This is a genomic window from Paraburkholderia sabiae, from assembly GCF_030412785.1.
GTDB classification, from domain to species: Bacteria; Pseudomonadota; Gammaproteobacteria; order Burkholderiales; family Burkholderiaceae; genus Paraburkholderia; species Paraburkholderia sabiae.
On the sequence record NZ_CP125295.1, the window covers coordinates 632,707 to 645,660 of the forward strand.

A 12,954-nucleotide genomic window follows, 5' to 3' on the forward strand; every position below is an offset into this window, starting at 1 on the left:
TGATCAAGGGAACCACGATACGTGGACAACAAGCGAACGCAACAAACGAACAACAAAGGACGGCAGCGGCGAAAAACCATTGGCTTGGATCGCTCGCGCGACGGGCGCCAGATTCCGCCAGAACCCGGCACTCTAGCGCGCGGGCGGCGTCGGCTGCAAGTCGGGACGGCGTTCAGAGGCCCGCCGCGCACGGCGAATGCTTTATTCATAGCCTGTGGATAACTTTGTGGAGAACCTGCCTTGCAATCTGTCGGAATGGCCGCCCCGCAAGCATCGCGTCGGCAAAAGGGAACTTTTAAAAGATGAAAAATCCATAAAAATCAATTGGTTAATTGGTATTAAGTGGGCTCTGGCGCGGTTTTGAGGTCGTCTTCCACGGCGCTCCCGACATGTGGACACTTTTAACAATCCGGCTAAAGACGTTGAGAACACGCTGGACCTGACTGGCCGATCGGTCTATCGTCTGTCCGGCCTGTCAAAACCATTCTTCGCATGAATTCCGAAAGTCAGTTCTCGTCCCCTGTTGGTGCGGGCGGCGACGCCGTCGTTCCCGTCTCGGTGCTCAATCGCGCGATCGGGACCATGCTCGAACGCTCGTTTCCGCTCGTGTGGGTGTCGGGCGAAGTGTCGAACTTCACGCGCGCCGCGAGCGGGCACTGGTATTTCTCGATCAAGGACGCGCAGGCGCAGATGCGCTGCGTGATGTTCCGCGGCCGCGCGCAATACGCCGAATTCACGCCGCGCGAAGGCGACAAGATCGAAGTGCGCGCGCTCGTCACGATGTACGAGCCGCGCGGCGAACTTCAATTGAACGTCGAAGCGGTGCGCCGCACAGGTCAGGGCCGACTGTACGAAGCGTTCCTGCGGCTCAAGGCGCAACTCGAAGGCGAAGGTCTGTTCGATCCGCAGCGCAAGCGCGCGCTGCCCGCGCATCCGCGTTCGATCGGCATCGTCACGTCGTTGCAGGCGGCCGCGTTGCGCGACGTGCTGACTACGTTGGCACGCCGCGCGCCGCACATTCCCGTGATCGTCTATCCGGCGCCCGTGCAGGGTGCAGGTGTCAGCGCGAAGCTGGCCGCGATGGTCGAAGCGGCGAACCGGCGGCGCGAAGTGGATGTGCTGATCGTGTGTCGAGGCGGCGGTTCGATCGAAGATTTGTGGGCGTTCAACGAAGAAGTGCTGGCGCGCGCGATCGCGGCGAGCGAGGTGCCCGTCGTGAGCGGCGTCGGTCACGAAACTGACTTCACGATCGCCGACTTCGCCGCCGACGTCCGCGCGCCGACACCGACGGGCGCCGCCGAACTCGTCAGCCCGCAACGCGTGCTGCTGTTGCGCGATCTCGATCATCGGCATGCGACGCTCGCGCGTGGCTTCGGACGCATGATGGAGCGACGCGCACAACAGCTCGACTGGCTCGCGCGGCGTCTCGTGTCGCCCGCTGAACGACTCGCGCGGCAACGCACGCACTTGCAGCAGCTGAGCGTGCGGCTCGCGTCGGCGGGTGCGCGGCCCGTGCGCGATGCGCGTGCGCGTTTCTCGCTCGTGCAGATGCGCTGGCAGCGCTGGCGTCCCGATCTCACGTCGCATCGTTCGAAAGTGACGGGCCTTTCAGAGCGCCTCGACCGTGCACTGTTGCGTCAACATGAAAGACACGTTGCGCGCGTGGAAACGCTTGCCGCGCGGCTCGAAGTATTGAGTCCGCAACGCACGCTCGAACGTGGTTACGCAGCCTTGCTCGATGCGCAAAACGGTCGCGCGGTGCGTGCGCCATCTGCATTGAAGCCGGGCCGGCGCATGACCGTTCACCTCGCGGAAGGCTCGGCGGATATCGCGTTGTCGGATGTTCAGCCGCGTCTTACGGATGGCTTTTAAGTGCTGATCGCCACAGTAGTTTTGACCTTCGTATGACATGTGAAAACACGCTGCGCGAGCATTAATTACGCTGCGCGTGCAGCGCGTTTTCGCAATGAATGCCATAAAGGGCTTGCGTTTGCGGGGTTATTCCAAGTCGCCTACAATCGAGTGCTCCCACAGCGTTATCCGCAGACTCCCCATAAACAGATACAAAGGAATAGCACCATGGAACATACGCTCCCGCCGCTGCCGTTCGCCAAGAACGCACTCGCTCCGCACATGTCGGAAGAGACGCTCGAGTTTCACTACGGCAAGCACCATCAGACCTATGTGACCAACCTGAACAATCTGATCAAGGGCACTGAGTTCGAAAGCCTGTCGCTGGAAGAAATCGTCAAGAAGTCGTCGGGCGGCGTGTTCAACAACTCGGCGCAAGTGTGGAACCACACGTTCTTCTGGAACAGCCTGTCGCCGCAAGGTGGCGGTGCACCGAAGGGCGCGCTCGCGGACGCGATCAACGCGAAGTGGGGTTCCTTCGACAAGTTCAAGGAAGAGTTCACGAAGACGGCAGTCGGCACGTTCGGCTCGGGCTGGGCATGGCTCGTGAAGAAGGCTGACGGTTCGCTGGATCTGGTCTCGACCAGCAATGCAGCTACGCCGCTGACCACGGACGCCAAGGCGCTGCTGACGATCGACGTGTGGGAACACGCGTACTACATCGACTATCGCAACGCACGTCCGAAGTTCGTCGAAGCATACTGGAACATCGTCAACTGGGCTTTCGCTGAAAAGAATTTCGCGTAAGTTCCTGCAAGCATTCCTGGTGAAACCGGGAATGACGGCATGACAAAAAAGCCCTCATTGATGAGGGCTTTTTCTTTTGCGTGCTTTTATTGATTCGCTATCCGTATCAATATCGGCATGCTGTGCTGATGGAAAAACGCCGCTCGAATGAGCGGCGTTTTCGTTTTCGCGTGACGCGTATCGGTTACTCGGTATCGCTGGTTGCTTCCGTCTTGCGAGGACGGCGGCTGCGCGTCGCCGATTTGCGCGACGGTCGCTTTTTCGCAGCGGGCGCTGGCGTCGCCGAATCTTCTGCTTCGAACAACGGCGCTTGAGGCTCAGACGCCGCAACCGGCTCGGCGGCACGAGGCGTATCTGCGGGCGAAGCTTCGACGCCTTCGACGCGTTCCGTCTTCGCCTTCTTCGCTTTCTTCGCAGCGGGCTTGCGCGTACCGCGATCCTTGCGACGCGTGTCGCTCTTTGCCTTCTCCGCAGGTTCGGTCGACACGACAAACGGCGTAACGTCAGTGACATCATCTGCCGGCAACTCTGCTTCGACGACGGAGCCAGCAACGGCCGTTTCCTCCAGTTCGACGATCTCGGCAGCAGCCGGCATTGCGGCCCATTCGTCGCCCGTTTCGCGCGGCGCCACGACTTCGACGGGCGCAGCGCCAGCAGGCGCCGCGCTGCGATACACGAACGTGCCCGACTTCTCGTCGCGGCCCACTTCGAGCAGTCCGCGCGACTGCGCTTCTTCGAGCAGATTGCCGAATGCGCGAAAACCGTAGTACGTCTCGTTGAAATCGGGCTTGCGGCGCTTGATCGCGTTCTTCAGCACCGATGCCCAGATCTTGCCGCTGTCGCCGCGCTCGGACGCCAGTGCATCGAAAGTCTGCACGGCGAACTCGATTGCCTTCGTCTTGCGCGTCTCGAGATCTTCCTTGCGCTTCTCGCCTTCGGGCGCGCGCTTCGACGGCTGTTGTGCTGTCTGTTGCGCGGCCTTCGCGTTGTCGCGTTTGGCGGCGGCGCGCTGGTTTTCGCGCACGAGATCATCGTAGAAGATGAACTCGTCGCAGTTCGCCGTCAGCAGATCGGAAGTGGAGCGCTGTACGCCGACGCCGATCACCTGCTTCGCGTTTTCGCGCAGCTTCGACACGAGCGGCGAAAAATCCGAATCGCCGCTGATGATGACGAACGTGTTGACGTGCGACTTCGTATAGCAGAGATCGAGTGCATCGACGACGAGGCGAATGTCCGCGGAATTCTTGCCCGACTGCCGCACGTGCGGAATTTCGATCAGCTCGAAATTCGCTTCGTGCATCGCGGCCTTGAAGCCCTTGTAGCGGTCCCAGTCGCAATACGCCTTCTTCACGACGATGCTGCCTTTCAGCAGCAGGCGCTCCAGCACCAGCTTGATGTCGAATTTTTCGTATTTCGCATCGCGCACGCCGAGCGCGACGTTTTCGAAATCACAGAACAGCGCCATGCTGACGGTATCCTGGGATGACGCCATATGCTTCTCCAGTGAAGTGCAGGCTCGATCGTCTCACACAACGGGGCGTCGATCGAGTGTTTGCAAGGTGCTTGCGCCGAACTGCTCCGCGCTGCGCTCAGGCGCCGCCGAACGTCCCGTTCTCCGCAACCGCGCTGACGAATTCTTCCGTCGACCGCACGAAACCCATGCGCGGGAAAATATCCTCGACGGGAAAACGGTGCGTATCGCCGGACAAACCCGACATTGCGTCTTCGATGAAGATCAGCTCGTAGCCTTGATCGAACGCGGCGCGTGCCGTCGACTCGACGCCGAAGTTCGTCGCGATGCCCGTCAGCGCAATGGTGCGAATGCCCCGGCGACGCAATTGCTGTTCCAGATCGGTGCCGAAGAACGCGCCCCATTGGCGCTTCGTCACGATCACGTCGCCGGCCTGCACGTTGCATTCGGGCACGAGGTCCGACGCTTGCGGCGGCGGAGCGGGCGCGTCGCGCGGACGCAGCGGCGCGTCGGCGGGCAAGGACAGCAGTTGCGCGACGTCGACGCGCACAAAAACCACGGTGCCGCCCGCCGCGCGCAACGCATCGGCGGCGCGCACGGAACGCGCGACCACATCCGCTGCCGAATGCGGCATCAGTTGCCGCCCGACGTTGCTGTGTTGCAGATCGATCAGCACGAGGGCGGTGCTGCGCGGATCGATGGAAAGCGCTTGCGTCATGCGTCACCTATATGTGAGGATGGCCTCAGGTCATGATAGTCGATCAACATGAGTCTTGCCTCAGATAATCCGAAAGTGCGGCGCGTTCCGCAGCAGGAACGCGCGGCAAAGCGTGTCGACGCGCTGCTTGACGCCGCCGGCGACGTGATCGCCGAGCGCGGCTTCGACGCGGCCACGATGACGGCGATCGCCGAACGTGCGGGCACGTCGATCGGTGCCGTCTATCAATACTTTCCGAACAAGGATGCGCTCGTTTTTGCGCTGCGCACGCGTTACGGCGATGAAATGGAGGCGCAGTGGAGCGCGTTGGGCGAGGCGGCGCAGGACGGCAGCGTCGATGAACTCGTCGATCGTATTTTCACGCTGATGACGGATTTCATGGCGGCGCGGCCCGCGTATCTGCCGCTGCTGTCGGTGACGCTGAATTTCAAACGCGATGCCGCCGCGCGCAACCGCTTGCGCGGTCGGTTCGCCGAACTGTTTCAGCGCTACAGCACAGCGTTATCGGACGACGACGCGTTTCGCGTCGCCGAAGTCGCGTTGCAGGTCGTGAAGAGTCTGAATCCGCTGTACGCCGCCGCGAAGCAGAAAGAGCGCAAGGCGCTGGTCGACGAGTACAAGCTGGTTGTATCGACGTATCTCGCCGCGCGCCTGCGCTGAAACGTTGCTTCAGGTCGTAGCGTGCAGTGTATCGACCGGAAGCGGCACGCGCGCCGTCAGCACGTCGTCGACGAGACCATAAGTTTTTGCCGCATCCGCGGACATGAAGTTGTCACGATCCGTGTCCCTTTCGATCTGCGTAAGGCTTTGGCCCGTCCGCTCGGCGAGCAGACTGTTCAGGCGTCCGCGCAGATACAGCACTTCTTTCGCCTGAATCTCGACGTCGGACGCCGTGCCCTGGCCGCCGCCCGATGGCTGATGGATCATGATGCGCGCGTTCGGCAGCGCATAGCGCTTGCCCGGTGCGCCCGCCGCGAGCAGAAACGTCCCCATGCTGGCCGCGAATCCGGTGCAGAGCGTCGATACATCGGGCTTGATGAACTGCATCGTGTCGAAGATCGCGAGGCCGTCATAGACCGAGCCGCCCGGCGAATTGATGTAAAACGAAATATCCTTGTCAGGATTCTCCGATTCGAGGAACAGCAACTGCGCGACGATCAGGCTCGCCGACTGGTCGTTGACGGGCCCGACCAGAAACACGATCCGCTCGCGCAAGAGCCGAGAATAGATGTCGTAGGCGCGCTCGCCGCGGCTCGATTGCTCGATGACGGTCGGCACGAGATTGAAGCCGGAATTGGTCGGCGTAGAGAAGTGACGATGCATGCGTTCCTCGCTGATTGACTGAAGGGCCCGCGCGGTGCGGGATTTCAGTCGCATGACGCGAAAGCGGGGCGCAGCGTGACAAGGATATTTTTGCGTCGACGTGTCACAGCGCGGGCGGCCTGTCCGTCAAGCCGATGAACCAGCCACAGGAGCGGCACGCATGGACCAGATGGACAGAGAGAAGTCGGCGGAATTCGAGGCGGTGCGCGCGAAGCTCTTCGCGCTCGCTTACCGGATGCTCGGCAGCCGCGCAGAAGCGGAAGACGTCGTCCAGGATGCATGGCTCAAGTGGCATGCTGCCGACGCGAGCGAATTGCGCTCGTCGGCCGCGTGGCTCACGACAATCACGACGCGGCTCGCGATCGACCGGTTGCGTCATCTGCAGATCGAGCGCACGACGCGTTCGGGCGGCTGGATGCCGGACCCGTGGCTCGAAGGACTCGCGCCGTCGGCGGAAGATCTGGCGTTGCAGGCCGTGCAGATGTCATATGGCGTGATGTTGCTGCTCGAACGCCTGAAGCCCGAAGAGCGCGCGGCCTTCGTGCTGCACGAGGCATTCGAATGCGACTACGCGGAGATCGCGAAGATTCTCGCGAAGACGCCCGCGAATTGCCGGCAGATGGTGCACCGCGCGAAAGAGCGCCTGCAGCGTGAAGGCGTGCCGGCGAAACGCGCCGATCCCGCCGCGCATGCGCGTATCGTGGAGCGCTTGCGGGCGGCGATGGAAGCGCAGGATCGCGTGGGACTCGTTCGGCTCTTCTGCGACGTGCCGAGCGTGATCAGCGACGCGCCCGAAACCGTCGACGCTGTTGCGACGGCCGATCAGGTTGCCACCACGCTGTCGATGCGCGGCGGTGGCGATCAGATGGAAACGGTGTCGATGAACGGCATGAGCGCCGTGGCGTGGATGCGCAATGGCGAGATCGACGCGTTGCTCGATATTTCGATCGACGAGGACGAGCGCATCGTCGCATTGCGCATCGTGACGGGCGCGCTGCGCCTCGCGCCCGCGACGCGCGTGTTCGGACGCGCGGCGATCATGCGGCTGCTGCAACCCGTCAGCAGCCAGGCCGCGTCAATTACGATGCGCGGCCACTTCCCAGTTGATATCGACGCATAGCACCTGCATGCCGCGCGCGGTTTCCGCCGCGATCGACGCCGTCACGCACAGGTGCGCTTCGTTGATCGACAGATAGGGCGGCGTCAGGTGCACCTGACCGGGTGCGCGCACGGCCTCGATGAAATACGGGCGGCGTTCCCAGCTCGCGCCTTCCGAATGCAGGAGCGGACGGAAGCGCTTGGCGCGTTGCGACGCGCGGCCGGTCGGCAGCACGTTGTCGCCGATCTGGCGGCCCGAGCCGTCGAGCAGAAAGCAGCGCGCCGTTTCGCGCAACGCGAGCAGCGGCGCGGTCGCGTCAGCCATCGTTTCGCCTTCGACCAGATGCGCGCTCGCCGATTCGAGAGCCGTGACGAACGGCGCGAGCCGCTCGGACTGCGCACGTTCGCGCGCGGCCACGCGTTGCCGCAGCGCCGCCGACAGTTCGTCCATCAGATTGACCGTCGCCTGACGCGCGACGGGCTCGACGCTCGGCGCGGCGAAGAAGGAGCCCTGCACGAAATCGACGTTGCATTCGAGCGCGATCAACGCGTCGCGCTCCGTCGACAGACCGCCCATCAGCACGAGTTGCCCCGATTCATGCAGCATCGACACGATACCGGGCAGCACGCGCTCGATATGCGAATGCTCGCTGGCTTGCGCGAGGATGCAGCGATCGAGCGTGACGATGTCGGGCCGCAGATTCCACACGCGGTCGATGTTCGAATGCTTCGCGCCGAAACCGTCGAGCGCGATCAGAAAGCCGGACTTGCGCAGCGAATCGATGATTTCGGCGAAGCGCGTCGTTTCGCCGCCCGCCTGTTCGGACACTTCGAGCACCACGCGTTGCGCGGGCAGGCCGAGCGCCTTGAGGCCGGCGAGTAGCGCGTCGCCGTAGCTCGTGTCCATCAGCGCAGCGGGATGGAGGCTCAGGAAGAGCCATTCGTCGTGGCTGTCGAATGCGTTGAAGTTGCCCAGATGCAGCGATTCGGCGAGACGACCGAGTTCGAGCAGATCGCCGCGCCGCGCGGCTTGCGTAAAGACTTCGGCGGACGGCACCTGCTTGCCGTTCTCGTCGTGAGCGCGCAGCGACGCGTGATAGCCGATCGCGCGGCGGTGAGAAACCGAGAAAACCGGCTGAAACACGCTGAAAACCGTGTAGCCGCCATACCGGACGGTGCGGCGCGAGCCTTCATCGCCCGCTACGGGGCGTGGAGGCTGGAAGCCGGGAGGATCGAGTTCGATCATGCTCATCGTGTCGGTTATCGGTTGAAAAGCGGGCGTTGTGACGAGGCGGGCCGTGCATGGCCGCGAGAGATTCAAGTTTACAGGATAGGGCAGCAAGAAACATGCGCATGACGAAACGCCGCGGGCTCTCTGCTGCTGTTCATGCGTGAGTTGCGCCTTGTTCGGCGCGTTCGCCTTTAATTGTGCGCCGCAATCGCCAATGCTGTCATGCGCGTGAGAAACGAAGCGCACAGCGGTGGTGCGGCGCGCGCCCCATTAGCGTTCGAGCGTGACGCGCGGCGTGCGCACTCAGGTGCGTTCCTGCGGATCGGCGCGCTTCGCGGGCTGCCGGATATCCGCCGATAGCTGCGCGAAAATCCACGACGTCGCGGCCGTAATCAGGCCGACGCAGAGGAACGTCGCGTGAAAGGCGGGCAGCGAGTTGGCGGCCGTCACGCGCGGCATCAGACCCGTGAACGTGGTGAGCAACGCGCCCGCGACCGTAACGCCGAGGCTCATTGCGAGCATCTGCACGAGCGAGAAGAGGCTGTTGCCGCTGCTTGCGCCGCCCGTGCCGAGGTCTTTCAGCGTGAGCGTGTTCATCGCGGTGAACTGCATCGAGTTGACGCCGCCGAAGAACGCCAGCTGCACGAGACGCAGCCACAGCGGCTGATGCTCGCTCGTCAGCGAGAAGCTCGCCATCGCCAGACCGACGAGCACCGTATTCGACACGAGCACGCGTCGATAGCCGTACTTCATGATGAGCCGCGTGACGAGACGTTTCGACGACATGCCCGCCGCCGCGACGGGCAGCATCATCAGGCCGGCTTCGAACGCGCTGTAGCCGAGGCTCACCTGCAACAGCAGCGGAATCAGATACGGCATCGCGCCGCTGCCGATACGCGCGAACAGATTACCCAGCAGACCGACGCTGAACGTGTGGATCTTGAACAGATCAAGCGAAAAGATCGGGTTGGACGCGCGCACTGCATGCAAACCGTAGGCGACGAAACAGCCAAGCGAAAGAATCAGCAGCATCAGCACGGTCGCGTGCTGGATCGCGAATTCGGTGCGTCCGTCGAGCGCCATCGAGATCGACACCATGCCGACGATCAGCAGCACATAGCCTTTGATGTCGAAGCGCGCGGTATCGGGATTGCGGCTGTCGGGCATGTAGATGAACGTCGCGATCACGCCGATGATGCCGACGGGCACGTTGATCAGGAAGATCCAGTGCCACGACGCGATCTTGACGAGCCAGCCGCCGAGCGTCGGGCCGATCAGCGGCCCGATCAGCCCCGGAATGGCGACGAACGACAGCGCGGGCAGATAGCGTTCCGCGGGAAACACGCGCAGCACGGCAAGCCGTCCGACGGGGAGCAGCATCGCGCCGCCGACGCCCTGCAGCACGCGATAGATCACGAGTTGCGTGAGCGTCTGCGCATTCGCGCAGAGAAGCGAACCGATCGTGAAGACGAGGATCGCGCTCATGAACACGCGCCGCGTGCCGAGCTTGTCCGCGAGCCACCCGGAGACGGGAATCATCACGGCCATCGTCAGCGAATACGCGATCACGACCGATTGCATATGCAACGGCAATTCGCCGAGACTGCGCGCCATCGCGGGCAGCGCCGTGTTGACGATGGTCGAATCGAGCGTCTGCATGAAGAAGCCCGTCGCGACGATCCACAGCATCACCGTCAGCGAGCGGGCCGTGGGCGTGGTTTTGCTCGTGTCGCTATGAGCGGTCGTTGCAGATTCGGTCGATTCGGACATGAAGACGAGGCAGGGCGGCTGGGCGGGGAGCCCACATTCTAAGGAAAAAGCGCGAGATTCGTATCGATGTCAGCGCGAGCAAGTGCCGCGCCTCAGGTCGCGAGTGTATGATAGTGTCATACACTATTCGACGGAGCGGCCATCATGGCAAGCACACGTTTGACCATCACGTTGACACCGGAACTGCTCGAGTTCGTTCGCGAGCGGAGCGCGGGTGGCGACTACAACAACGACAGCGAAGTGATTCGCGACGGGCTGCGCCTTCTCAAAGCACGCGATCAGGCCGTCGAAGAATGGCTGCGCAAAGAAGTGGTGCCCGCGCATCTGCGGCTGAAGGCCGATCCTTCGCGCGCGCTGTCGGCCGACGATGTAGCGAAACAGCTCGCGGAACGTCGCAAAGCCCGAAAGAAACCGGCGGCATGAGGCAATACAAGGTTGTATTCGCGCCGGAATTCATGGTTTCGCTGGATCGCATTCTGAGCTTCATGGAATTGACTGCGGCTTCTGAACATCATCTCGATCGCTACCAGCACAATGTGCTGGAGTTCTGCCAAACGATGAGCTGCTTCCCATATCGCGGCAAGCCGCGCGACGATCTCGCGCCTGGCTTGCGGATTACCCATTACCGGAACAACACGGTACTGCCGTATGCAGTGGACGAAGATTCCCAGACCATAGCGTTTCTCGGGGTGTACGCCGCGCGTCAGGACTACGAGAAGCTCATGATGGGCGAATGAACGCGCGCCTTCATCACCCCTTCAACCGCGCCGCCGCCTCAAAAAACGCCCGCGCCCGCGGCTCGTTCGCAAACGCCGCATTGATGCGAATCCACGGGCTAGGCTCCGCATTCGGCCTGAAATAGCTGCCGGGCGCCACCGTCACCCCGAGCGGCGCGCCGCATTCGACGAGCCGCTCCGCATCGTCGATATGCGGCACGCGCGCCCACACGAACTTGCCGCCGATCGGATTTTCGAACACCTCCCAGCCGCTCATTTCGAGCGCCTGCACGGTTGCGCCTAGCGCGTCGCGCATACGCCGCCGCAACCGGTCCAGATGCTTGCGATACATCCCGCGTTCGAGCAGCGCCACCGTCACGGCTTCCGCGAAACGCGATCCGCCGATGCTCGTCAGCATCTTGATGTCGGCGAGATCCTTGATGGTCGCGTGGTCCGCGATCACGTAGCCGATCCGCAGCGACGACGACAAGGTCTTCGACAGCCCGCCGATGTAAATCACATGTTCGAGCTGATCGAGCGTCGCGAGGCGATCGGTGGGATCGCTCTGGAAGTCCGCGTAGATGTCGTCTTCGATGATCTTGAAGTTGTGTTCGCGCGAGAGTTGCAGCAGACGGAACGAGATCGGCGGCGCGATCGTCGTGCCCGTCGGGTTGTGAAAGACGGAGTTGATGAAGAAGACCTTCGGCCGATGCTGCTGCAACTGCTTTTGCATCGCGTCGAGATCGGGACCCGTGCGCGTGCGCGGAATGCCGACGAGCTTCACGCCATGCAGCTTCAGCAAACCGTTGAAATTGTAGTAGCCGGGATCCTCGACGAAGATCGTGTCGCCGGGCTTCAGCATGTAACGCATCAGCAGATCCATCGCCTGGCTCGCGCCGATCGTGATCAGGATCTGCGAGGCTTCCGCTTCGATGCCGAGCTGCGCGACGCGCGCCTGCAAATGCTCGCGCAGCGTCGCGTTTCCGAGCGGCGTCGCGTAGTCGATCATGCTCGCGCCGTCGGTGCGCGACACGTGGCGGATCGCCTGCGCAAGGCTGTCCATGTCGCGCCACGATTCGGGGATGAAGCCGCTGCCGAGCTTCAGCGATTCGCCCGGGTGATTGAACTGCTGCATGATGTGCACCGATTCGTCCTCGGCGCGGCGCGGGTCGGACGTACCCTGGCCGCTCATCGATGCGCGATGCCGCTCCGCCACGTAGAACCCCGAGCCGGGCCGCGAATCCAGATAGCCGAGCGACACGAGCCGGTCGTATGCCTCGATCACCGGGAAGCGGCTGATGTCGTTTTCGGTGGCGAACTGGCGGATCGACGGCAGCTTCGCGCCGGGATGCGCGGTGCGCGAGCGGATCCATTCCTGCACGCCGCTCACGATCTGCTCGGTGAGCGGCACGCCGTTTTCGCGGTTCAGGTCGATGTCTAGCTTCACAGGGTGTCTCCCTTCGGGCGCTCCGCCGGCCGTACGCAAACGCTCTGTCACGGTCGAAGCACCAGCAACTGTCAGGTTTTCTGGCTGTACAGTTCTTTTGAAACTGTTCAGCACTGTGCATGTGACAGTTATCTTCGCACGACAATAATGGATGCAAGCGAAAAAGCACTTCAAGGAGCGAGCGATGCGTGAAATCCGTACTTTTGAACTCGAACACGGCGAGCCGGCCAGCGCCTGGCGGGTCGCGCAGCCGCTCGCCGTGAACGTGCTGGCAGGCGAACTCTGGTTGACGGTCGAGGGTGATGCCGACGATTACTGGCTCGCACCGGGCGAGTCGTTCGAACTGAAGCGCGGCGCGGTCGCGTGGATGAGCGCAGGGCGTGACGGCGTGCGGCTCTCGCTGACGGTGGCGAGCGGCCCGTCCGATACGGTGCGCGTCGAACGGCGCCGCACGCCGCGCTTTACCTGGATGCCGCGCTGGCTGCTCACGGCCTGAACCGCTGACGGCTCTCGTGTCGGTCA

13 protein-coding genes are annotated in these 12,954 nt (G+C 62.7%); 7 read left to right on the forward strand and 6 right to left on the reverse strand.

From position 1 onward, the window contains the following. The first annotated feature begins 492 nt into the window (after positions 1-492). Both xseA and sodB read left to right on the forward strand, forming a co-directional pair. Entirely contained in the window at positions 493-1,872 is a 1,380-nt protein-coding gene (gene xseA, locus QEN71_RS02835) for an exodeoxyribonuclease VII large subunit (protein WP_201650678.1), read from the forward strand. A 207-nt stretch (positions 1,873-2,079) separates the two neighbouring features. Continuing rightward, positions 2,080-2,658, forward strand: a complete 579-nt coding sequence (gene sodB, locus QEN71_RS02840) for a superoxide dismutase (protein WP_201650677.1) — start codon at positions 2,080-2,082, stop codon at positions 2,656-2,658. A gap of 184 nt (positions 2,659-2,842) precedes the next feature. On the opposite strand, the gene QEN71_RS02845 is transcribed toward sodB, so the two are convergent. Beyond that, positions 2,843-4,150 carry an NYN domain-containing protein gene (locus QEN71_RS02845; RefSeq protein WP_201650676.1) on the reverse strand — a complete coding sequence of 436 codons (1,308 nt, stop codon included), beginning with the start codon at positions 4,148-4,150 and terminating at the stop codon, positions 2,843-2,845. A gap of 97 nt (positions 4,151-4,247) precedes the next feature. Next, positions 4,248-4,847 carry an isochorismatase family protein gene (locus QEN71_RS02850; RefSeq protein ID WP_201650675.1) on the reverse strand — a complete coding sequence of 200 codons (600 nt, stop codon included), beginning with the start codon at positions 4,845-4,847 and terminating at the stop codon, positions 4,248-4,250. A gap of 48 nt (positions 4,848-4,895) precedes the next feature. On the opposite strand from QEN71_RS02850, the gene QEN71_RS02855 reads away from it, so the two are divergent. Then, positions 4,896-5,507, forward strand: a complete 612-nt coding sequence (locus QEN71_RS02855) for a TetR/AcrR family transcriptional regulator (RefSeq protein ID WP_201650674.1) — start codon at positions 4,896-4,898, stop codon at positions 5,505-5,507. Positions 5,508-5,516: 9 nt separating this feature from the next. On the opposite strand, the gene clpP is transcribed toward QEN71_RS02855, so the two are convergent. Continuing rightward, positions 5,517-6,170: an ATP-dependent Clp endopeptidase proteolytic subunit ClpP gene (gene clpP / locus QEN71_RS02860; RefSeq protein WP_201650673.1), complete on the reverse strand. Its 654-nt coding sequence runs from the start codon at positions 6,168-6,170 to the stop codon at positions 5,517-5,519. 160 nt (positions 6,171-6,330) lie between these two features. Here clpP and QEN71_RS02865 point away from each other — a divergent pair, with 160 nt between their 5' ends. After that, positions 6,331-7,290 (forward strand): sigma-70 family RNA polymerase sigma factor, encoded by a 960-nt coding sequence (locus QEN71_RS02865; RefSeq protein ID WP_201650672.1) that lies wholly within the window; start codon positions 6,331-6,333, stop codon positions 7,288-7,290. Here QEN71_RS02865 and QEN71_RS02870 read toward each other — a convergent pair. Both QEN71_RS02870 and mdtD read right to left on the reverse strand, forming a co-directional pair. Then, entirely contained in the window at positions 7,246-8,520 is a 1,275-nt protein-coding gene (locus QEN71_RS02870) for an EAL domain-containing protein (protein WP_201650671.1), read from the reverse strand. The two genes, QEN71_RS02865 and QEN71_RS02870, sit on opposite strands and share 45 nt — an antisense overlap. Before the next feature lie 282 nt (positions 8,521-8,802). Next, entirely contained in the window at positions 8,803-10,188 is a 1,386-nt protein-coding gene (gene mdtD / locus QEN71_RS02875; RefSeq protein WP_233471810.1) for a multidrug transporter subunit MdtD, read from the reverse strand. 225 nt (positions 10,189-10,413) lie between these two features. Between mdtD and QEN71_RS02880 the strand changes: the two genes are divergently transcribed. Both QEN71_RS02880 and QEN71_RS02885 read left to right on the forward strand, forming a co-directional pair. Then, positions 10,414-10,692 carry a type II toxin-antitoxin system ParD family antitoxin gene (locus QEN71_RS02880; protein WP_201650669.1) on the forward strand — a complete coding sequence of 93 codons (279 nt, stop codon included), beginning with the start codon at positions 10,414-10,416 and terminating at the stop codon, positions 10,690-10,692. Beyond that, positions 10,689-11,006 (forward strand): type II toxin-antitoxin system RelE/ParE family toxin, encoded by a 318-nt coding sequence (locus QEN71_RS02885; protein ID WP_267909575.1) that lies wholly within the window; start codon positions 10,689-10,691, stop codon positions 11,004-11,006. The genes QEN71_RS02880 and QEN71_RS02885 overlap by 4 nt, the downstream gene beginning before the upstream one ends. Before the next feature lie 13 nt (positions 11,007-11,019). Here the strand turns inward: QEN71_RS02885 and QEN71_RS02890 are convergent, their stop codons facing one another. After that, complete coding sequence (locus QEN71_RS02890; RefSeq protein ID WP_201650667.1) at positions 11,020-12,432, reverse strand: aminotransferase-like domain-containing protein; 1,413 nt, start codon at positions 12,430-12,432, stop codon at positions 11,020-11,022. 184 nt (positions 12,433-12,616) lie between these two features. Here QEN71_RS02890 and QEN71_RS02895 point away from each other — a divergent pair, with 184 nt between their 5' ends. Next, positions 12,617-12,928 (forward strand): DUF2917 domain-containing protein, encoded by a 312-nt coding sequence (locus QEN71_RS02895; RefSeq protein ID WP_201650666.1) that lies wholly within the window; start codon positions 12,617-12,619, stop codon positions 12,926-12,928. The last annotated feature ends 26 nt before the right edge of the window (positions 12,929-12,954 follow it).